Source organism: Shewanella sp. 10N.286.52.C2, from assembly GCF_002874545.1.
Taxonomy (GTDB): Bacteria; Pseudomonadota; Gammaproteobacteria; order Enterobacterales; family Shewanellaceae; genus Shewanella.
In genome coordinates this window covers 16,422-37,271 of the sequence record NZ_MCTV01000015.1, presented here as the reverse complement: position 1 = coordinate 37,271, position 20,850 = coordinate 16,422, and the positions used below count along the sequence as shown (strand labels likewise).

At 42.9% G+C, this 20,850-nt stretch carries 21 protein-coding genes; 6 read left to right on the top strand and 15 right to left on the bottom strand.

Going from position 1 to position 20,850, the window contains the following annotated elements; translation table 11 throughout:
* The first annotated feature begins 201 nt into the window (after nucleotides 1–201).
* The 3 genes from BCU94_RS07395 to BCU94_RS07385 all read left to right on the top strand — a co-directional run bounded on the left by BCU94_RS07395 (nucleotide 202) and on the right by BCU94_RS07385 (nucleotide 3,755).
* Entirely contained in the window at nucleotides 202–942 is a 741-nt protein-coding gene (locus BCU94_RS07395) for a fumarate reductase cytochrome b subunit (RefSeq protein WP_102437007.1), read from the top strand.
* Nucleotides 943–1,026: 84 nt separating this feature from the next.
* A complete protein-coding gene (locus tag BCU94_RS07390; RefSeq protein WP_102437005.1) occupies nucleotides 1,027–3,018 on the top strand; it encodes a fumarate reductase flavoprotein subunit in 1,992 nt (663 codons plus the stop codon).
* Complete coding sequence (locus BCU94_RS07385) at nucleotides 3,018–3,755, top strand: fumarate reductase iron-sulfur subunit (RefSeq protein WP_102437003.1); 738 nt, start codon at nucleotides 3,018–3,020, stop codon at nucleotides 3,753–3,755. Before BCU94_RS07390 ends, BCU94_RS07385 begins: the two co-directional genes overlap by 1 nt.
* 99 nt (nucleotides 3,756–3,854) lie before the next feature.
* Here the strand turns inward: BCU94_RS07385 and rho are convergent, their stop codons facing one another.
* Entirely contained in the window at nucleotides 3,855–5,120 is a 1,266-nt protein-coding gene (rho, locus tag BCU94_RS07380) for a transcription termination factor Rho (RefSeq protein ID WP_076539336.1), read from the bottom strand.
* A gap of 345 nt (nucleotides 5,121–5,465) precedes the next feature.
* Nucleotides 5,466–5,792: a thioredoxin TrxA gene (gene trxA, locus BCU94_RS07375; RefSeq protein WP_055023577.1), complete on the bottom strand. Its 327-nt coding sequence runs from the start codon at nucleotides 5,790–5,792 to the stop codon at nucleotides 5,466–5,468.
* A gap of 153 nt (nucleotides 5,793–5,945) precedes the next feature.
* Here trxA and rhlB point away from each other — a divergent pair, with 153 nt between their 5' ends.
* Together rhlB and BCU94_RS07365 are read left to right on the top strand one after the other, a co-directional pair.
* Complete coding sequence (gene rhlB, locus BCU94_RS07370) at nucleotides 5,946–7,241, top strand: ATP-dependent RNA helicase RhlB (protein WP_102436991.1); 1,296 nt, start codon at nucleotides 5,946–5,948, stop codon at nucleotides 7,239–7,241.
* Nucleotides 7,242–8,168, top strand: coding sequence for an exopolyphosphatase (locus tag BCU94_RS07365; protein ID WP_241904971.1), 927 nt, complete (start codon nucleotides 7,242–7,244; stop codon nucleotides 8,166–8,168).
* A gap of 88 nt (nucleotides 8,169–8,256) precedes the next feature.
* Here the strand turns inward: BCU94_RS07365 and BCU94_RS07360 are convergent, their stop codons facing one another.
* The 13 genes from BCU94_RS07360 to rraA form a co-directional block, all read right to left on the bottom strand.
* On the bottom strand, nucleotides 8,257–8,808 hold the full coding sequence (locus BCU94_RS07360) for a thioredoxin family protein (RefSeq protein WP_102476031.1): 552 nt from the start codon (nucleotides 8,806–8,808) through the stop codon (nucleotides 8,257–8,259).
* 306 nt (nucleotides 8,809–9,114) lie between these two features.
* A complete protein-coding gene (hemB, locus tag BCU94_RS07355; protein ID WP_102476030.1) occupies nucleotides 9,115–10,125 on the bottom strand; it encodes a porphobilinogen synthase in 1,011 nt (336 codons plus the stop codon).
* Nucleotides 10,126–10,151: 26 nt separating this feature from the next.
* Entirely contained in the window at nucleotides 10,152–12,056 is a 1,905-nt protein-coding gene (locus BCU94_RS07350; RefSeq protein WP_102476029.1) for a diguanylate cyclase, read from the bottom strand.
* Nucleotides 12,056–12,853 (bottom strand): TatD family hydrolase, encoded by a 798-nt coding sequence (locus BCU94_RS07345; protein WP_102436983.1) that lies wholly within the window; start codon nucleotides 12,851–12,853, stop codon nucleotides 12,056–12,058. The genes BCU94_RS07350 and BCU94_RS07345 overlap by 1 nt, the downstream gene beginning before the upstream one ends.
* 3 nt (nucleotides 12,854–12,856) lie before the next feature.
* Complete coding sequence (locus BCU94_RS07340) at nucleotides 12,857–13,375, bottom strand: hypothetical protein (RefSeq protein WP_102476028.1); 519 nt, start codon at nucleotides 13,373–13,375, stop codon at nucleotides 12,857–12,859.
* A 52-nt stretch (nucleotides 13,376–13,427) separates the two neighbouring features.
* Complete coding sequence (tatC, locus tag BCU94_RS07335; protein ID WP_076539321.1) at nucleotides 13,428–14,186, bottom strand: twin-arginine translocase subunit TatC; 759 nt, start codon at nucleotides 14,184–14,186, stop codon at nucleotides 13,428–13,430.
* 12 nt (nucleotides 14,187–14,198) lie between these two features.
* Nucleotides 14,199–14,597 (bottom strand): Sec-independent protein translocase protein TatB, encoded by a 399-nt coding sequence (gene tatB / locus BCU94_RS07330; protein WP_102476027.1) that lies wholly within the window; start codon nucleotides 14,595–14,597, stop codon nucleotides 14,199–14,201.
* A gap of 6 nt (nucleotides 14,598–14,603) precedes the next feature.
* Complete coding sequence (gene tatA, locus BCU94_RS07325) at nucleotides 14,604–14,837, bottom strand: Sec-independent protein translocase subunit TatA (RefSeq protein ID WP_076539319.1); 234 nt, start codon at nucleotides 14,835–14,837, stop codon at nucleotides 14,604–14,606.
* A gap of 105 nt (nucleotides 14,838–14,942) precedes the next feature.
* Nucleotides 14,943–16,592, bottom strand: a complete 1,650-nt coding sequence (gene ubiB, locus BCU94_RS07320) for a ubiquinone biosynthesis regulatory protein kinase UbiB (RefSeq protein ID WP_102476026.1) — start codon at nucleotides 16,590–16,592, stop codon at nucleotides 14,943–14,945.
* Complete coding sequence (locus tag BCU94_RS07315) at nucleotides 16,589–17,209, bottom strand: SCP2 sterol-binding domain-containing protein (RefSeq protein WP_102476025.1); 621 nt, start codon at nucleotides 17,207–17,209, stop codon at nucleotides 16,589–16,591. The genes ubiB and BCU94_RS07315 overlap by 4 nt, the downstream gene beginning before the upstream one ends.
* Nucleotides 17,209–17,964 (bottom strand): bifunctional demethylmenaquinone methyltransferase/2-methoxy-6-polyprenyl-1,4-benzoquinol methylase UbiE, encoded by a 756-nt coding sequence (gene ubiE / locus BCU94_RS07310; RefSeq protein WP_102436973.1) that lies wholly within the window; start codon nucleotides 17,962–17,964, stop codon nucleotides 17,209–17,211. Before ubiE ends, BCU94_RS07315 begins: the two co-directional genes overlap by 1 nt.
* A gap of 279 nt (nucleotides 17,965–18,243) precedes the next feature.
* Nucleotides 18,244–19,275 (bottom strand): formimidoylglutamase, encoded by a 1,032-nt coding sequence (locus BCU94_RS07305; protein WP_102436972.1) that lies wholly within the window; start codon nucleotides 19,273–19,275, stop codon nucleotides 18,244–18,246.
* A gap of 171 nt (nucleotides 19,276–19,446) precedes the next feature.
* Complete coding sequence (rraA, locus tag BCU94_RS07300) at nucleotides 19,447–19,932, bottom strand: ribonuclease E activity regulator RraA (protein WP_076539310.1); 486 nt, start codon at nucleotides 19,930–19,932, stop codon at nucleotides 19,447–19,449.
* A gap of 371 nt (nucleotides 19,933–20,303) precedes the next feature.
* Here rraA and BCU94_RS07295 point away from each other — a divergent pair, with 371 nt between their 5' ends.
* On the top strand, nucleotides 20,304–20,816 hold the full coding sequence (locus tag BCU94_RS07295) for a phosphatase PAP2 family protein (protein WP_102476024.1): 513 nt from the start codon (nucleotides 20,304–20,306) through the stop codon (nucleotides 20,814–20,816).
* The last annotated feature ends 34 nt before the right edge of the window (nucleotides 20,817–20,850 follow it).

Below are 20,850 nucleotides of genomic sequence, written 5' to 3'. Positions count from 1 at the left end.
GAGGGTTTGATATCAAGTTCAAATCTTTATCTCAAAGCGCAGTGGCTTGCTAACATCTCACGATTTGCGTTGGTGTGATCTGCGTCTGACTCTTGCCTTGCGGTGGGTGATCTGGGTCACTTGCTGGTTTTTGGTTATTGCTACCGTTTGTGAACTTGATATGGTCATAAGTCATATTGAATTTACAGGACGTGCAAATTTATGGCTGATCAACCCGCTCTTGAAGCGCTAACCTCTGCAGCAAAAAAGACCAGCGGATTCTCTCATCCTGTATGGGCCGCTCGGGCCGATATGCTTCAAAGTGCAACTGGCCTGTTACTTGGCATATTCATCATTATGCATCTGCATTTTGAGTCGAGTATTTTGATCAGTAAAGAAGCCTTTTATCATGTAGGCCACTTCTTAGAAGGGGGCATGTTCAGTGAAACTGGCCATGGCTTTCCTGTTCTGACTAAATTCATTTCGGCATTTATGCTGATAGTCTTATTAATCCACGCTGTATTTGCCTTACGTCGCTTTCCTGCACAAATAAAGCAATGGCGGGCACTTAGAAGTCAAATGACCATTATGCCTCACCAAGATACTAAAATTTGGTTTTGGCAGTTAATTACGGGTTTTTTACTGTTCTTTCTCGCCCCCGTTCACTTGTTTGACATGATCACCAATCCTGAAATCGGCCCGCATTTATCGGCTGAGCGTGTTTACCACCAAGATGTGTGGATGCTGTATGTCTTGCTATTACCTGCTGTGGTATTGCATGCCATGTTTGGTCTCTATCGCCTAGCGGTAAAGTGGGGCGTGACCACAAAGCGTATGGCGGCGCTTAAGCTTGCCAAAATAATGGTGGTTTACTTAATGATTATTGGTATCGCAAGTTTATTGACCTACATCTTTATTGGGCAATCGTTGGAGTTACCCGTAACGCCTTTTGTACCGAGTTAAAGACACAGTGACTGTGCACAGTCATGCACCATTGAGTTTATCGCTTAGAAATACAAAGCCTAATACCGTATTAAAGGAATGCCAGTGAAAATTATTTATACAGATTCATTAGTTGTCGGCGCCGGTCTTGCTGGTTTACGTGTGGCAATCGCCTCCAAAGAGCGTGGTTTAGATACCGTGGTGCTGTCATTAATACCTGCCAAACGTTCCCATTCTGCTGCAGCCCAAGGCGGTATGCAAGCCAGCCTTGGTAATACAGTTAAAGGCATGGGTGACGATGAAGACGTCCACTTTCAAGACACAGTAAAAGGCTCTGACTGGGGCTGCGATCAAGATGTGGCGCGCATGTTTGCCCATTGCGCACCTAAAGCGGTGCGAGAACTTGCTAATTGGGGCGTGCCTTGGTCACGTATTAGTGCTGGCGATCGTGAAGTGGTGGTGAACGCCGAAAAGGTCACCATTACTGAAGCCGAGCAAGCCCACGGATTAATTAATGCCCGTGACTTTGGCGGGACTAAAAAATGGCGTACTTGCTATACCGCCGACGGCACCGGCCACTCACTACTGTATGCCGTTGACAACAAAGCCATTGAAATGGATATTCCTGTCCATGAACGCATTGAAGCATTATCGCTTATTCATGATGGCAAACGTTGTCACGGCGTCATTGCCCGTTGTCTCATTACGGGTGAATTACGTGCCTATATTGGTAAATCAACGACGATTGCAACAGGCGGCTATGGCCGTATTTATGAAGTCTCTACCAATGCCATTATCTGTGAAGGCATTGGCCAAGCATTGGCGTTAGATACTGGCGTTGCCACATTAGGCAATATGGAAGCGGTGCAATTTCACCCAACAGCGATTGTACCAGTGGGGATCTTAACCACGGAAGGTTGCCGAGGTGATGGCGGCTTACTGCGAGATAAAGACGGTCATCGTTTCATGCCAGATTATGAGCCTGAAAAGAAAGAGCTCGCCTCTCGAGATGTGGTCTCACGGCGCATGACTGAACATATGCGTAAAGATAAAGGCGTTGATAGCCCTTATGGGCCGCATTTATGGCTTGATATCACTTTGCTTGGGCGCAAACACGTTGAAACCAACCTTAGAGAAGTGAAAGAGATTTGTGAAAATTTCTTGGGCATAGATCCTGCCAAAGACTGGATCCCAGTGCGTCCGACTCAGCATTACTCAATGGGCGGTATTCGTACTAATGCTACCGGTGAAAGCCCGCAATTAGCAGGCTTATTTAGCGTGGGTGAGGCTGCGTGTTGGGATATGCATGGCTTTAACCGTTTAGGTGGAAATTCTCTGGCTGAAACTGTAGTTGGCGGTATGATCATCGGTAAGTACGTGGCTGATTTTTGTGAAAAGAACACCCTTGAAATCAATACAGCCGAAATTGAAGCCAGCATGGCTAAGATGCAGCAAGAAATCAACGGCTTGTTAGTCGGTAAGGGCACTGAAAATGTGTTTGATATCAAACTGGAAATGCAGCGCATCATGATGGATTACGTAGGTATTTTCCGCAATGGTCCTGAGCTTGAAAAAGCCATTGCTGAATTAAAAGAATTACTGGTTCGCAGTAAAAGTATTGGCCTTAAATGTAAAAAACGTCATGGGAACCCTGAGCTGGTGGAAGCGTTACGTGTGCCGCGTATGCTGCGGGTTGCCTTAACGGTTGCGTGCGGCGCCAATGCCCGTACAGAAAGCCGCGGTGCCCATGCTCGTGAAGATTACCCGCAACGTAATGATAAAGAATGGCTCAACCGCACTTTATCAACTTGGCCAGACGAAAACGCCCTTGAGCCCAAGCTAACTTACGAGCAACTTGATGTGATGAAGATGGAGTTGCCGCCAGGTTATCGTGGTTATGGTAACGACAATGCCATTGCGCATCCTGATACTGCTGCCCGTGAAGTTGAAATTGAAAAAATCCTCGCTGAGCTGGGTGACGATGCAGACCGCGTTGAAAAACAAGCAGCCGTTATGCCATTTGATTTACCAGAAAGCTTGCGTCCGCGTAATGAAAGATTAAGTGACACCTTTTTGGCGTCAGGAGAAAAGAGCTAATGACCAGCCCACGAACTATCAGTTTTAATATCTTTCGTTACGATCCACAAGATCCAAGCGATAAACCTAAAATGGTCACATATGAGCTCACTGAAGCGCCTGGAATGACAGTATTTATTGCGCTTAATATGCTGCGTGAGCAACAAGATCCTTCACTGCAGTTTGATTTTGTCTGCCGCGCAGGGATCTGTGGCAGTTGCGCTATGGTGATTAATGGCAAACCTACATTGGCTTGTAGAACCTTAACCGCTAATTTCCCTGACGGTAACATTACCCTAATGCCGTTACCGGGTTTTGAGTTAATTGGTGACTTGTCAGTGAACACGGGTAAATTCATGCGCGAGCTAGCTGAGCGACTGCAGTTATGGTTGCAACCTGATGCCAACGATATTGATATTCATCGCTTAGAAACGCCAATGGATCCAGCTGAAGCTGCAAAACTGTATGAGCTTGAACGCTGCGTTGAATGTGGTGTTTGTGTGTCTGCATGTGCCACTAAGCAAATGAAAGACAGCTTTGTTGGCGCTGTGGGGATGATGAAAATCGCCCGCTTTGAAATGGATAGCCGTGATATTCGCAGCGCAGAAGATTTCTATCATGTGATAGGTAATCAAGACGGCGTATTTGGCTGTATGACTTTACTGGGCTGCCAAGATGCTTGTCCCAAAGATTTACCGCACATGCAGCAAATTGCCTATTTACGCCGTAAAATGGCGCAAACTATTGTGAGCTGTTAACTCAGGCGTTATAAGGGTTAAATTTACAAATAAAAATGCCGCTAACTCAGTTAGCGGCATTTTTGTATTCAGTTTACTGTACTGAAACGATAAAGAGAATTAACTCTTAGCGCGTTTCATTGCAGTGAAGAACTCATCGTTAGTTTTGGTCATTGCCAATTTATCGATAAGGAACTCCATGCCGGTAACTTCATCCATAGGATTAAGGATTTTACGTAAAATCCACATCTTCTGTAGCTCATCAGGCGTGGTTAGTTTCTCTTCACGACGAGTACCAGAGCGGTTAAAGTCGATTGCAGGGAAAACGCGTTTTTCAGCTGCTTTACGAGAAAGGTGTAACTCTTGGTTACCAGTACCTTTAAATTCTTCGTAAATAACTTCATCCATTTTAGAGCCAGTATCCACAAGCGCTGTTGCGATAATGGTTAAGCTGCCGCCATGTTCGATGTTACGTGCAGCACCGAAGAAACGTTTTGGACGATGTAATGCGTTTGCATCAACACCACCAGTAAGCACTTTACCTGATGATGGGATTACTGTGTTGTATGCACGGGCAAGACGAGTGATTGAATCTAATAAGATAACCACGTCTTTTTTGTGTTCAACTAAGCGCTTGGCTTTTTCAATAACCATTTCAGCAACTTGAACGTGACGACTTGCTGGCTCATCAAAGGTAGAAGCAATAACTTCACCTTTTACCATGCGCTGCATTTCGGTTACTTCTTCAGGACGTTCATCGATAAGTAATACCATTAACACCACTTCTGGGTTGTTATAGGTAATGCTTTGCGCCATGTTTTGTAGCAATAAGGTTTTACCCGCTTTAGGCGGAGCCACAATCAAACCACGCTGACCTTTACCAATTGGAGAACATAGATCCAAAATACGTGAGGTGATGTCTTCTGTTGAACCATTACCACGTTCCATACGCATACGTTCTTCTGCATGCAGTGGGGTAAGGTTTTCAAAGAGGATTTTTGTGCGAGAATTTTCAGGCTTATCGAAGTTAACTTCGTTAACTTTTAAGAGTGCAAAATAGCGTTCACCATCTTTCGGTGGGCGGATTTTACCAAAGATGGTATCACCGGTACGCATATTGAAGCGTCTGATTTGGCTAGGAGAGACATAAATGTCATCAGGGCCTGCTAAATATGAACCATCTGAGCTTCTTAAAAAGCCGAAACCATCTTGGAGGATTTCAAGCACACCGCCACCAAAAATGTCTTCACCGCTTTTGGCGTGGGATTTCAGAATAGAGAAGATGATGTCCTGTTTACGGGCACGGGCCATGTTCTCTAATTTCATGCTATCTGCTAGTGAAACCAGATCTGATATAGACGTGTCTTTTAATTCAGTTAAATTCATGTTGGGGGTCTTGTATTACGCGACGATGCTTACTGCAATCAATCTTTCTTTGGGTCTTACGAAATTGAAATAGTCGATTGATAAGCGAGTAGGGGTTTGGTTGAAAAATCTGATGAATAAATTAGCACTATATGGGCAGTGCGTCCAGAATTTTAGCGAAAAAACGGCACAAATTGTTCATATATTGTGCCGATTGTCACTTTTCAAACGTAAAACACGCAACATTATTAAAATTGATTGTTGTTCATTACACTAAAATAGCGTTTTTTTTAGCAATAACCTGCTAACGGGGTTAGCAGGTTATGTCATTAATCAATAGTGCCGCGATTTTATAAATAGACTTGATTAAGCTTGTGCGTCAATAAACTCTTTAAGTTGAGTTTTTGATAAAGCACCCACTTTAGTAGCAACTAACTCGCCGCCTTTAAACATTAATAATGTTGGAATGCCACGTACACCGTACTTAGCAGGTGAAACATTATTTTGGTCAACGTTTAATTTAGCTACAGTTAGCTTACCCGCGTACTCTTCAGCCACGTCGTCTAGGATTGGGGCAATCATTTTACAAGGACCACACCACTCTGCCCAGAAGTCTACCAGTACTGGTAATTCTGAGTTAATGACGTCGTTTTCGAAGCTGTCATCGCTTAGGTATACAATTTTATCGCTCATGTAGATCTCCAGATTTGGCACCATTGCTAGTTTATTAATGGCTTACCATGTATATTGGGACGGTTAAATAGCTTTTCAAGTGACCGTTCTATTAATGTAGCTATTTGAAACGATCGAGTCTTTTTTTGCAACACTAACGGGTATGCTTGCGCTATGAGCGAAACACATTTATCAACACAAAGATTCGCCGACTTCCCTCTGAAGTCAGAGGTTATACAGGCTTTGAACGAAAATGGCTTTGAATTTTGTACGCCAATTCAGGCGTTATCTCTTCCCATTTTATTACAACAAAAAGATATTGCTGGCCAGGCACAAACAGGAACTGGCAAGACAATGGCCTTTTTAGTGGCCACTTTTCACCACCTTCTCTCAGTTGCTGAGCCAGAAGGTCGTCAAATTAATCAGCCTAGAGCTATCATCATGGCACCGACTCGCGAACTTGCGATTCAGATTGCCAAAGATGCTAAATTGCTTGCACGACATACGGGTTTAAAAGTCGGTATTGTTTATGGCGGTGAGAGTTATGATGTTCAACGCCAAGTGCTTGATGCTGGTGTTGATATTTTAATTGGTACTACGGGTCGTATTATCGATTACGTACGCCAAGGTGTGATCAGTTTAAATGCAATTCAAGCCGTTGTGCTTGATGAAGCTGATCGCATGTTCGATTTAGGTTTTATTAAAGATATTCGTTTCTTGTTTAGGCGTATGCCTGATGCTAAGTCACGCTTAAATATGTTGTTTTCAGCGACGTTATCAATGAAGGTTCAGGAATTAGCTTACGATCATATGAATGATCCAGAAAAAGTTGAAGTCTCACCTGGCGAAAAAACCTCAAAGAACATCAAAGAAGAAATTTTCTACCCTTCGACTGAAGATAAAATGCGTTTGCTTCTGACATTAATGGAAGAAGATTGGCCAGAAAAGGCTATCGTATTTTCAAACACCAAACACAGCTGTGAAAAGGTGTGGTCATGGTTAGAAGGCGACGGCCATCGAGTGGGGTTATTAACCGGTGATGTACCGCAGAAAAAACGTATTCGCATTTTAGAGCAATTTACTTCAGGCGCGCTTGATGTGTTAGTTGCAACTGATGTGGCGGCGCGTGGCTTACATATTTCTGATGTATCTCATGTTTATAACTATGATTTACCAGATGATTGTGAAGATTACGTTCACCGTATTGGTCGTACAGGTCGTGCGGGACAAAAAGGTGTGTCAGTGAGTTTTGCTTGTGAAGAGTACGCACTGAATTTACCGGCCATTGAGACGTATATTAAGCACTCAATACCAGTCACTAATTATGATCGTGAAGCTTTGCTAGACGATTTACCGCCACCGGTTCGTATCCATCGTAAGCACCCAACAACACGTACGCGTGATGGTGCGAGAAGTGGTGCGCATCGCAGTGGTGGACGTCCACCTCAAAGGGCACGTAGACATTCGTAAATGACAGTGACAGCTGCAATGCCTGCATATGCCGCGATAACACTCGGCTCAAATAGTTTTAATATGTTGGTCGCTCACACCCTGAACGGCCAACCCACTATTATTGCAAAATACAAACGTAAAGTACGTTTGGCTGAAGGTATTGGGGCTGATAACCGTCTTGATGAAGCCGTATTACAGCGCGGGCTAGATTGTTTGCAAATGTTTGCTGAGATGCTTGATAAACATCAAGTCGCAGCTGAGCATGTGGCGGTATTTGCCACCGCAACTTTACGTGTGATCAGCAATGCTGATGAGTTTCACCAACGGGCATTACCGATTTTAGGTCATCCGATTGAAGTCATTAGTGGTTTGCGAGAAGCTGAATTAATTTACCAAGGTATGGCGGCCACTACAGAAGGTGGCGGCCAACGCTTGGTGATTGATATTGGCGGCGCCAGTACTGAGTTTATTATCGGAAATGGTAATCAAGTGCTGTTTAAAACCAGTTTAGACTTTGGCTGTGTGCGCTTTAATCAACAGTTTTTTAAGCAAACGCCTTATCTAATGGCTGATTTTGAGCAAGCTAAAGCTGCGGTACTGATGGCGCTGAAGCCTTGCTTGCAACAACTGACACAATTGGGTTGGCAAGGCGTTGTGGGCGCATCTGGGGCTGTACAGTCTGTGGTGTCAGTACTTCATCATCGCGAGCTGTCTGAGATCATCACTTTGAAAGTGCTGCATCGTTTTAGAGACGAAGTGTTGGCACAGCAAAATGAGTCACTGCATCATATTCAAGGCTTATCTGCTGAAAAAGCACCGACATTTGCCTCAGGGATTGCGATTTTAATCGCCTTATTTGAGTTACTTGATATTGAGTCGCTTAATTTATCGGGTGGTGCGCTGCGTGAAGGAGTGCTAAGCATGTTGGCTGCAAGAATGGCTTAATGCTTTAATGACCTTGTAATAAAAATCGAATACAAAAAACGGGATCATTTGATCCCGTTTTTATTTGGCTGAAATAACTCAAAACAGACTATTTCAGAATGTTGACTAAATCTTGTTCCAGCGACACTGTTGGACGTTCAACGATTCGGCCAATTTCTTCATCTTGTTGCTGAATGATAAAGGTCGGGATTCGGGTGAATTCATATGCTGCCGCTAGGCCTTCTGGATCAACTTTGCTGCGATCAATACCTATGTAAGTCACGGTAATATTCGGATTGGCCGCTTCTTCGATAAGGCGCATGAAACGTGGCGTTTCACGATGGCAATCAGGGCACCAAGTACCAATAATTACCACGATATTTGTTGGGGTAGTTACCGCTTTTAATTCAGTTAATGCGGCAGCATCAATTTTATACTGCTCATACTCTGCAGCGTAACCTGGTAAGTCTTTTTCAAGTGTTGAAATATCAACAAGTCCGGTAATAATCACTTCTTGTTTCTCCTCGCTGCATGTTGCCATGAAGCCTGTTTGCTCTTCATCGAATGAACAACCACTGCCAGCCATGGCTGAGCCAGCAACCAAATGGCTGCCAAAGAAAATTGCGGTTGTAGCTAATAATGTTTTAACAGTGTTATGCATGATAAGGCCTCAAGAAAGAACAATAAAACAATTCAATCATTTAACCTTAGGTTAGTGAAGTTGAATATTAGCTAGCTGTTAGCTAGATCACTAATATAAGTAAAATTCAAAGATAACTTTGCACTGGCTCATAGTGCATTAGCAAGAGTTAATGTTTATTGCTACGGCGATGAATGTCACTATTGGGGGGTGTTTTAGTCGCCTTTGTAATCAATTTGAATCATTTAGCCTGCAAAATGCGCTATAAAAAAGGAGACCAATAGGTCTCCTGTTTGTTATTCATCTTGTATAAATAAAATCTTTTATTTACTTATCTTCTTTTAGCCACTGAGCTGCGCTTTTAGCAAAGTAAGTTAAAATACCATCGGCGCCAGCGCGCTTAAAGCACAGCAGTGATTCCATCACGATAGCCTTTTCGGCTAACCAGCCATTTTGAATTGCTGCCATGTGCATGGCATATTCGCCACTCACTTGGTATGCAAAAGTCGGCACTGCTAGTTCGGTTTTTACGCGGCGAACGATATCAAGGTATGGCATGCCAGGCTTTACCATTACCATGTCTGCACCTTCTTGAATATCTAATGCGACTTCATGTAAGGCTTCATCGCTATTGGCTGGATCCATTTGGTAGCTATGCTTGTTGCCACCTTTAAGGTTACCTGCTGAGCCGACAGCGTCACGGAAAGGGCCGTAGTAACTAGAAGAGTATTTGGCTGAATATGCCATAATTTGGGTGTTAACGTGGCCTGCAGATTCTAATGCTTCACGAATAGCGCCAATTCGGCCATCCATCATGTCTGAAGGAGCGACAATGTCAGCGCCGGCTTCAGCGTGTGATAAGGCTTGTTTGACTAAGATCTCAGTGGTGATGTCGTTAAGGATGTAACCTGTGTCATCAATAATGCCGTCTTGACCATGGGTGGTGAAGGGGTCAAGTGCCACATCTGTCATAATCCCAAGCTCAGGAAAAGCTTGTTTTAACTCACGTACGGCGCGCTGTACTAAACCGTCACAATTGTAAGCTTCTTCAGCCATGAGGGTTTTCTTTTCCGCAGGTGTAACTGGGAACAGGGCAATCAAAGGAATGCCAAGTTCGACTAATTCAGCGGCTTCTTTGAGTAATAAGTCGATTGAATAGCGTTCAACACCCGGCATCGACGCCACTTTTTCGGTGCGATTGTTGCCTTCAAGAACAAACATTGGGTAGATAAGGTCATTCACCGACAGTTTGTTTTCTGACATTAAACGGCGGCTGAAATCATGTTTACGCATGCGGCGCATTCTGCGCTGTGGAAAAGCACTAGTAATTATATTCACATTCGACTCCTGAAATTAGACTGATCTTAATCAGACGAAAACAGACAAACCTGATTTCGTCCACTGCGCTTAGCTTGGTAAAGCGCTTTATCTGCTTGTTCAAGTAACTGAGTTGGCTGTTCATCGGTTTCGATAATGGCAGCGCTCACACCGATACTTACGAAAAGGGAAATAGGGTTATTATCCCAATCGATTGATAAATTGGAGATTGCTTGGCGAATTCTTTCAGCCAATAGCATCGCTCCTACACTATCAGTATTTGGTAATATAATAGCAAACTCTTCACCTCCAAAACGTGACACCAGATCGGTTGGTCGTTTTAAAAACTCAGAAATTGTTGTCGCAATCACTTTAATTGCAAGGTCGCCAGCAAGGTGACCAAATTGATCATTAATCTGTTTAAATTTATCAATATCAACCATTAGGATAGCAAGTGAGGTTTGCTGACGACGACTAATGCGTCCTTCTGCGGTTAGGCGTTTATCAAAGGCGTTTCTATTTTTTACCCCAGTTAAACTGTCAGTGGTGCTTTGTTGCTGCAGCTTTTGATTGGCATCATTTAGCTCACGTAAGGTGACTTCGAGCTCAAGAGTCCGCTCAGCGACCATTTGTTCGAGACGTTCATTGGTTCTCGCTTCTGCTTTTAAAGCTTCATCACGGTTTTGTTGTAGTTTTTGGGCTTGCTCTAGGGCCTTTTTTTGCATTTGAAGTTTGGCTTTTCGTTCATCGTTATAGCGCACAGCTAGCACTGCAGCCATGACAATGACTTCAAAGGTCAGTCCGATCATCATTGGAGTATGCGCTGGCATATACCACTGTAAATAGCCCAGATAAATGAGCCCGCTGAGAATGGCACCAATAAATAGCCCGATACGGGCAATAGCATATAAACGTGCATTTTTACTGCCTTTAATTACTTGTATTAAAGATACTGTAATCAGTACACAGCTAATGGCGATTACCGAGAAAGTGAGCAAATATAAGCTGAATTTAAAATCAATAAACGAGATAACCAGACTCAGTAAAACGCAGTAAACCGCAAGGTAACGACCGACTAATAGCATCGGTTTATTATGATATTTAAGTAGCATCACTTTTTCGGTAAACATCAGCGCAAAAGCTAAGGCTATCGGGATTAATATTGGAATGGCTAAGTTTTGCACCACCGGCAGTGTGGGCCATAAATATTGAAAGGCAATACCATGAATAGTGGCCACAAGTAGAGTTAAACTGAGTACATAGCCACTATAGTAACTATAACTAAAAGACCCTGATGCGAGGGCAATAAACAAACTAAATAGCCCAATGGCAATCAATATCCCAATTTGAAAGCCATTAGCAAGGCTTTGAGACTCAATGGCATGGCTGTAATCATTTTTACTCCATAGTACCAATGGAAAATTTAAGCTGCCGCGATTATCGATTTTTAAGTAAAAGGTATGTGTTTCGTTTGGCTGTAATTCAAAGGGGTAAAGAAATAAATTACTTTGCAGTGGGCGCTGTTTAAACGGATAGCTATCACCCATTAGCTCCACTTTTACTAATTTGTTATTGACTAAATGATATAGTTTCATGCTATCTAGCAGTGGGTTATTCAGCGCTATCATGCGTGATAGATGGTCATTAGGGCTAAAAATACTAAAACTCAACCAAGTATTTTTAGCGCCAATTTTACGCATATCGCCGCGGCTTAACTTGCGCCAATCTTGTTGGCTATTTTTTAGCAGTGTTAAGCTGGCAAGCTCTTCAATATCTTGAGACTGATTGATATACATCCAATCCGTTAATTTGATTTTTGTAATGGATGAGGCGGTTAATCTTAGCGGGGTATTGGCGTGCTCAACGGCAAGCGCGTGGGCTGCTTGTAATTGAGTTAGCAATATAATAAAAAACAAAGTAAATGCTTTAAACGCCCAATGCACTTGCTGCATTAATCCTGCCCTAGGTTAAAAAAACGCTGGCTGTTGGTGTAGCAATGGGCTGCCAGCTCTGCATAGGGTTGCTGACGAAGATTAGCAATATACTCGGCAATATAGGGCAAGTATTGTGGCAAATTTTTGCTAGATTTGGGTTTAGGGCGCATGCTGCGAGGTAATAAATAAGGGCTGTCAGTTTCAACCATTAAGCGGTTGTTTGGGATCAATGGCACTATGCTCGCCAGCTCAGCGCCGCGACGTTCATCGCATACCCAGCCAGTTATGCCGATATGTAAATCTAATTCAAGACAAGCAAGTAACTCATCTTTGCTGCCCGTAAAGCAATGCAGCAGCGCTGCAGGGAGCTTGTGGCGATATTGACTTACTATTGCAATAAAGTCCTCGTGAGCGTCACGACAGTGCATCAGTACCGGCATTTGTAATGCAACTGCCAATTCAAGTTGGGCGTGAAAGGCAAGGCGCTGGGCATTACGGGGAGAAAAGTCGCGATTATAATCTAAACCGCATTCACCAATAGCAACCACTTGCTTTAATGCTGCTAAGGTTTTTATCTCATCAGCACTGGCAGCATTCCAGCTACTGGCGTGGTGAGGGTGAACCCCTGCAGTGCTATAGAGTTGCTGAGGGTATTTTGCGCACAGCGAGGCGCTGTCGCTACTTTCAGTAATATCACTGCCAATAACAATTAACGGCGAAACATGATGTTGCGCCGCTTGAGTCACTATGTTGTCAATATCAGCGATTAACCTGCTGCTAAGCAAATTAACGGCTATGTCGATATGCTGCGGCATGATTTATTTTAAACGCTTCACTCGAATAGTGGAGTTACGATCATCGCTGCCCAGTAGGAATGAACCGAGAGCGCCTTTTTCAACAAAGACGGTTTGATCTTTTTTCACTTTATAGCGGTCAGTACCTGACTGCTTCCAAGTTTGATTATTAGACAGGGTAATAATTAATGAGCCGTAAGGATCTTTTTTTACCGATACAACGTCAGCATAAAGGCGAGTGACATCCTCATCGACCTTCTTTTTAAGACCAAACTCTTGTTCTGCAGTAGGATTGTTAGACGTTGCAACTGCAGCCTTTGTTACGGCAGATGCAGTTACTACTGCTGGCGTCGATACCGCAGTAGCAGTCTCTGTTGTCGCTGAAGTGAGGGAGGTGTTAACTGACGCGGCTAATGTGTCGTAACACATTAGCCGGTCAAGTTTGTCAGTTTGAGCTGCACAGCTCGCCAGTTGTTGCTCAACACTGGCCTGTGCTTGAGAAGAGATAGCCAAAGCAAAAGTGGCAATCAAAGTTAAACGCATTACAGAATCCTTCTTTTTATTGGTTAACTAGTCCATGAGTGCGATGCGCAATTTAACTATCAGCTTTCTCGTTCTCTGGCTCTTCGTTATCTGTATCTTCTTTTGGGGTATATAGTCTAGCTGCTAATAAACCACCTTCAAATAATATTAACATAGGAATCGCTAACATTGTTTGTGAAATAATATCAGGTGGCGTTAGCATCATGCCAACCACAAATGCACCTACAACAATGTAAGGGCGTTTTTGTTTAAGCTCATCTGGTGTTGTCACGCCAGCCCAGCACATTAATACTACGGCTACAGGGATTTCAAAGGCTAAACCAAAAGCAAAAAATAGCTTTAAGATAAAACTTAAATAGCTACTAATGTCGGTTGCTACTTGCACTCCTTCTGGTGCGACACTGGTGAAAAACGCAAATACCACCGGAAATACCACGTAATAGGCGAAAGCAATACCGAGGTAAAATAATACCGTACTGCTAAATAGCAGCGGCATAATCATGCGCTTTTCGTGTTTGTATAAACCGGGCGCCACAAATGACCATACTTGAAATAGTACGTAGGGGATCGCCACAAAAAATGATAACACTAAGGTTAATTTAAATGGCGCAAAAAAGGGCGCGGCTACATCCGTTGCAATCATACTGCCGGTCTCTGGCAGTGATTGCATTAATGGGATTGCCATATAATGGTAAATGTCATTTGCCCAATAAACTAAGCAGATAAATACCAGCAATACGCTGCCGATAGCTCTAAGTAACTTATTTCGTAACTCAAGCAAATGACTGATAAGAGGTAGCTGTTGTGACATTGGTTACCCGTGTTAGCTTTTGGTATTTGAACTGTCAGAGTCGTTTGCTTGTTCACTTTTGGCAGTAGAACTTTCAGCGGGTGTAGCTGCAGAGGTATCTTTGGCTACTTCGTCAACTTGATAGGGACGATTAACCGATTTTGCAGCATCTTTTAGCTGATCAATGGACTCTTGTAGTTCAGGTGATAGGTTCGACAAACCTTTGCTTTCTGCTTTTTTAAGGTCAGCATGAAGCTGATCAATTTTAAGCTCTTGCTCTAATTCATCTTTGACTGAGTTTGCCATCCGCTTTAATGAGCGGAGCCACTCAGATATTGAACGTACTGCAACCGGAAGTCTTTCGGGGCCGAGAACCACAAGCCCCAAAATTCCAATCAGCAGTAGCTCCATAAAGCCAATACCGTCAAACATAATGAATTACGCCTGTTCTTTATCCTTTGACTCGGATTTCTGCTCAGTTGCCTGTTCAGACTTTTTCGCAGTGCTGTCTTCTAGAGACTTCTTTTCTTCATCTTCAGGATTCATTGCATTTTTGAAGCCCTTAACAGCCCCACCTAAATCGCCACCTAAAGAACGTAATTTTTTAGTTCCGAATAACAACACAACAATTAACGCAATAATTAGAAGCTGCCAAATACTGATGCCGCCCATGAACATTTCCTCTATAAGAATAAAAACATGATGTTGGAATTTTTACATTCACAATTGTAACCTTTATACATAGAGTATTATGAACCTCTAATGTATAAGTGCTAGTTAAAATTTACGGTTTTTTGGTCTGGATCGCCATCCTGTGAACCAAAGCACTATACCTGATGTGATACAAATGTAAGCAGGCCATAGTGTAGCGTATTGGTTTAATAATATTGTGCCACAGATCAACATTACAGCGGCTGTTATTAATAAGTAATTACTTTTATGGGCTTTATGTTGAAATTTTAGGTACTTATCAAGCATTTGTTGTTGGGTGCCCAGTAGTTTTCGACCCATTTTTAAATTGTCATAGATAAGTTCTGGAAATTCTGGCAGCTTTTCAGCCCAATAAGGGCTCTTCATTTTAACTTTATCAAAAATGGCTTTCGGGCCGACTTGTTCAGACATCCACTGCTCTAAAAACGGTTTAGCTGTTGACCATAAGTCTAGCTGTGGGTACAGCTGACGACCTAAGCCTTCAATGTAAAGTAATGTTTTTTCGAGTAAAACAAGTTGTGGTTGCACGACGATATCGAATCGGCGGGCAGTGCGAAATAACTCCAGTAACACATGGCCAAATGAGATTTCGTCTAATGGCTTATTAAACATGGGTTCGCAAACCACTTTAACCGCTTGCTCAAATGCCAGTACGTCAGTGTTTTCTGATACCCAACCCGATTCAATATAAAGCTGGGCAATACGCTGATAATCACGATTAAAAAAGGCTAAGAAATTTTCTGCTAAATAGCGTTTGTCGACATCATTAAGGGTGCCCATAATGCCGCAATCCATGCCGATATAAAATGGATTGTCAGGGTGTTCACGGCTTATAAAAATATTGCCAGGGTGCATGTCAGCATGGAAAAAATTATCACGAAATACTTGGGTGAAAAACAGCTCAACACCGCGTTCAGCCAAAAGCTTTAAATTAGTCCCTTGGGCTTTTAAGGCTTCAATATCTGAAACAGGAATGCCGTAAACACGCTCCATTACCATTAGGCGAGGGTAGCAATAATCTTCATAAACATAAGGCACATACAAGCTATCAGAGTCTAAAAAATTGTTACGTAGCTTGATGGCATTGAGCGCCTCTAGTTTAAGGTTTAGCTCGCCTAAAATGGTGGTGCGATAATCATCAATGACTTCAGCAGGGCGCAGACGATTGCCTTCACCTAATAGCTTTTCAAGTAAATTGGCCGCTTGGCACATCAGTTGTAAATCAGCATTAACTTGCGCTTCAACGTTGGGACGTAAAACTTTTAACACCACCTCTGCGCCATTTTCTTTCAAGTTAGCAGTGTGAACTTGAGATATGGATGCTGACGCTAAGGGAATGTCTTCAAAGTTGTCAAATAATGAGTCTATCGGCGCTTTTAGTTCTGCTTCAATAGCTTGGCGGGCAAGGGTTGAATCAAAAGGTGGTACGCGGTCTTGCAACATAGCCAGCTCACTGGCCCACTCATCATTGAGTAAGTCACGGCGAGTTGACAGCATTTGTCCCAGCTTGATGTAAACCGGTCCTAAATCTTGCATCGCCAGCTTTAAACGCTCAGCAGAAGATTTGTCTTTGTGTTGGTTGCGGATCCAAAAGAAACAATTTCGCAGAAGTGAAAAGTACCAGGGAGTTTTATTTTTGGGTAAAACATCATCTAAGCCGTAATGGAGTACAGTTTTTATGACTTGGTAACCACGCCTGATACTTGCAATTGTCATGGGGTAATTTTTTCTCTTAATTTTGCTATCTTGGACTCAATGCTTGTTGTTCTATCAACAAGCTGTTCCAGATTATCACGAAAATGAATGAAGTCGATTTGATGAGGGGCGAGTCGATATTCTTCAGTGGTTAATTGACCCACATGAGAGAGCGACTTTTCAAACACTTGCTTCATTGAACTGGCTAAGTGTTTGGTATTAGTCAGCAACATATGAGTCGGGGCATCACCAATATACTTTGATAATGGCTCGGCAAAATCTAACTCAATGTGCTTTAAGTAATGACTAAAGCTTTGCAATAAGTTGATATCGCCATCGAGGATCAGCTTATCTTGCTTAATGAGCTCGGTAAGGTTAGCCCCTTCAGTCACCTTATAAAGCGTAGTGACATCAGCAGTAATACTGACGTCAACAGTGGCTTCATAAGCGCTCATGACTTGAATTTGCGGTGCAAAAATAAGGTATATTGGCCAACTAACTTGGGTTAACTGAATTTTGAATACTTTACCGTGCAACGGCTTTAGTCGCGCATATTCACCCTGATCTTGTGCTTGTAACTGCCCGAGAGCAGTTTCCATTGCAGCACAAGCCAGTAATGAACAGTGGTTCGGCAGCATTAGAATTTATAACCGCGATGTAAGGCGACAACACCATCAGTCATATTGGTGTAGTCAACTTGTTCAAGACCGGCATCAAGCATCATTTGCTTTAAGGTTTCTTGATCTGGATGCATGCGAATTGATTCAGCTAGGTATTCATAGCTGTCAGCATCTTGGGTAATTAGTGCGCCCATTTTAGGCAACACTTTAAAGCTATAAAGGTCATAAACTTTACGCATGACTTCGTGTTGAGGTTTTGAGAACTCAAGCACTAATAACTTTCCGCCAGGTTTTAGTACCCGGCGCATCGAGCGTAATGCTGCGTCTTTATCGGTCACATTACGTAAACCAAACGCAATGGTAATAATATCAAAATGATTGTCAGGAAACGGCAGTGCTTCAGCATTAGCTTGTACGTAACTGACATTGCTAACAATGCCTTTGTCGCGCAATTTAGTACGGCCAACTTTAAGCATTGAATCATTAATGTCAGCAAGAATAACCTGGCCGCGCTCACCCACAAGGTGTGAGAATTTAGCGGTTAAATCACCGGTGCCGCCAGCAAGGTCAAGTACTTTCATGCCCGGTCTTGCACCTGCGGTCGCAATCGTGTGACGTTTCCAAAAACGGTGTACACCGAATGACATAACATCATTCATGATGTCGTATTTAGCAGCAACCGAATGAAATACGTCAGCAACTAAATCCGCTTTTTTCTCTGAATCAACGGTTTTGTAACCAAAATGGGTGTTCTTTGGGTCGCCCTCAGACATCTGTGTATTCCTATAATGTGCGGTAATTAACAGCGAGTGTATGTCATTGCTTGCTTTGCAGAAACTTCAATCAGCCAGAATGTGATCAAGTTTACTTGAAATAGCTAAGAATGCGTTAAGATAGCGTATTATTCTATCTCATCAAAATTGCCCTGCATTAGAGCATAAAATTCACAGTTATTGAATAGTGAAAGTATTAGGTAATAGCGTGCAATAAATTTAACAGCTTAAGTTTGTACGATCCTTAAGCGAGAGAAGTTCAAATATCCCTTGCTTAAGCTAGCTTACTTTTCTTGCCTGGATATAACTGTACATTAATTCACAGACACTTTGGCCTACATCACGCTTACCAGCCATATCACCCGCATCGTGACATTGAGGCGCGGCTTCAGCAATATGCAGATAAGCACAAGGGCAGTGTTTAGCGATGTGATGAATATAGTGGCAGGCATCTAACAAGGGCACACCGGCAAAAGTGGATGCGCTGCTGGGCATTTTGGCGATGGCATCTACATCAATTTCTAAGGCCACTGGCAGTTGAGTTTGATTAAGATTGCTGGCGATTTGTTGCAGCGCTTGGCTTAAGTCGATTTCTCGTCTGACCCAAATTTGCTGAAAGCTGTGCCAATGACCGCCAAATAAGCTTAATTGCTCTAAGGTGGCTTCAGTGTTTTTTAGCTCATGTAAACCTAGCACATGGTAATAAGCCAGTGCGCCATTGGCTGCAGCATAGCTAAATCCGTTGCCACTGTGGCGCCCTTCCCGTGGGCGAAAATCGCTATGGGGATCAAGGTTTACTGCCGCAGCCGCCTGATTAAAGTGAGCCTTAGTCGCCATTAGCATGCCATATGCATTGTTATGACCGCCGCCGATCACTATGGGCTCAAGCTCTGCTGCCATAATTTGGCTGATCACACTAATGACTTGGTTATCAAGTTCTTTAGTCGCTTGCCTTAACTCTTCTAGGGATGCCGCTTCTGGCAGTGGGGCCTGAGATATTTCCCCTAAAATAAGACACTGTTTACCATCAAGGTAGCGGTTGGACTGCAAATTAAGCCATTGTTGCATAGTGGCACTAAAGGCTGCAGATGAGCCGCCGCGGCCTAAGTTAGCCCTTGGACCAGCATCTTCGGTAATTCCGACAATAACAAATTGCACCCCATTGGTTTTAGCCTCACAAAGTGCCTGTTTAAGATCCGCTAAAGAGGGGGCTGATTCGGAGATAAGCTTGACGGTTTGGCCCAGTTTGCTTTCGCCATCTCTGCTGGAGAGGTATTGATTAACTTCACTGCGGGTCATTATCTGCAACATTAAGAACCTATTTCATTCAATTGGGGTTAGCTTTAAGGCTAATATGTCGAGCCACATATCTAGAGTCAAATACTTAGAGCTTATGACTTAAAAATAGGCCATAAAAAAGCCAGCATAGCTGGCTTTAGTCGATATTTAAACTGGTAATATGTAACCAGCAATATCAATCGATTATTCGATATCTAATGGCTCTGGCGATAAGATAACGCCAGTATTGTCAGCATAGATATGGTCGCATGGCAGGAATGTTACCCCACCAAAGTTAACTGGGATTTCAACTTCACCAACGCCATTAGTGTCAGCGCCAATCGGGATTGAAGCTAATGCTTGAATACCAATATCCATTTCTTCAAGGGTGTCAACGTCACGTACTGAGCCGTAAACAATAATGCCTTCCCACTTGTTAGCCACTGCGATTTCAGCAATCGAGGCATCAATTAATGCACGGCGCATTGAACCGCCACCATCTACTAACAAGACTTTACCTTCGCCTTCTGCTTGCAGCGCATCAGCAATTAAGCCGTTATCTTCAAAACATTTGATGGTACTAATCGAACCACCAAAAGAGCTACAACCGCCGTAATTACTGAACATTGGTTCTACTACATCAACGACATCTAAATACATATCACACAATTCTGAGGTGTTGTATTCCATAGTGACACTCCTTGGGGTTAGCGATTCACAGAGGTTTTCGCCAGTTATCAAAGCAATAATATATGAATTATATGAGCTTTTTATGAAAATAACAGCGATATTCATCACTTGATAAAGATAATCAGTTAGTTGTTCAGTCTTTGGTCTTAAGGCGGGATGACTTAAACGGCTGTTGTTTATCGCTGTGATAAGCCCTTTATTAGCCTTAGTTCTTGTTTTTATATGATTAACTGCATTGTTGCCCTGTCTGTGGTGACTCCTTTGAGTAAGTTATGATTGTCATAAAAGTTTCGATAGCTTGTCATCTAAGCGTCATTAGCCCTATTTACAGTTCTTATTAAGGTTGAACAATTGAACTATAAGGATTTTGTATGGCTATGACGATTAGCGCACTGGATAAGTTTGTGTTTTGCCACATTATTACTTTTTGTCGAACTCATGAGTTAACCCCTTTAGCGAAAAGAATCTCAGCAAGTGGGGATGGCCATTATTACGTGTATATGGCGGTAGGTTTATTGTTTTTACATCCTCAAGGCAGTCAGTTTTTTAATTTGATGTTAGTGAGTTTTATCATTGAACTGCCGTTATATTTTGTCTTTAAAAATGCCATTCGCCGCACTAGGCCTTGCGCCGCTTTTGCAGGCTTTGATAGCAGCTTTCAGGCATCAGACACATTTAGTTTGCCATCGGGGCATACTGCAGCGGCCTTTATTATGGCGATGGCTATCACTTCGACTTTTCCTGCATTGTGGCCAATCGCAATGACCTGGGCTGTGGCGATTGGATTATCTCGAATAGCGCTTGGGGTGCATTATCCATTGGATATTGTTGCTGGTATTGGGTTGGGGGTCGGTGTGGTTATCTTAGCCGAGCCGTTGATTTAGCTTGTCATAGCGCTGAAATTGGTCATTAAACAAG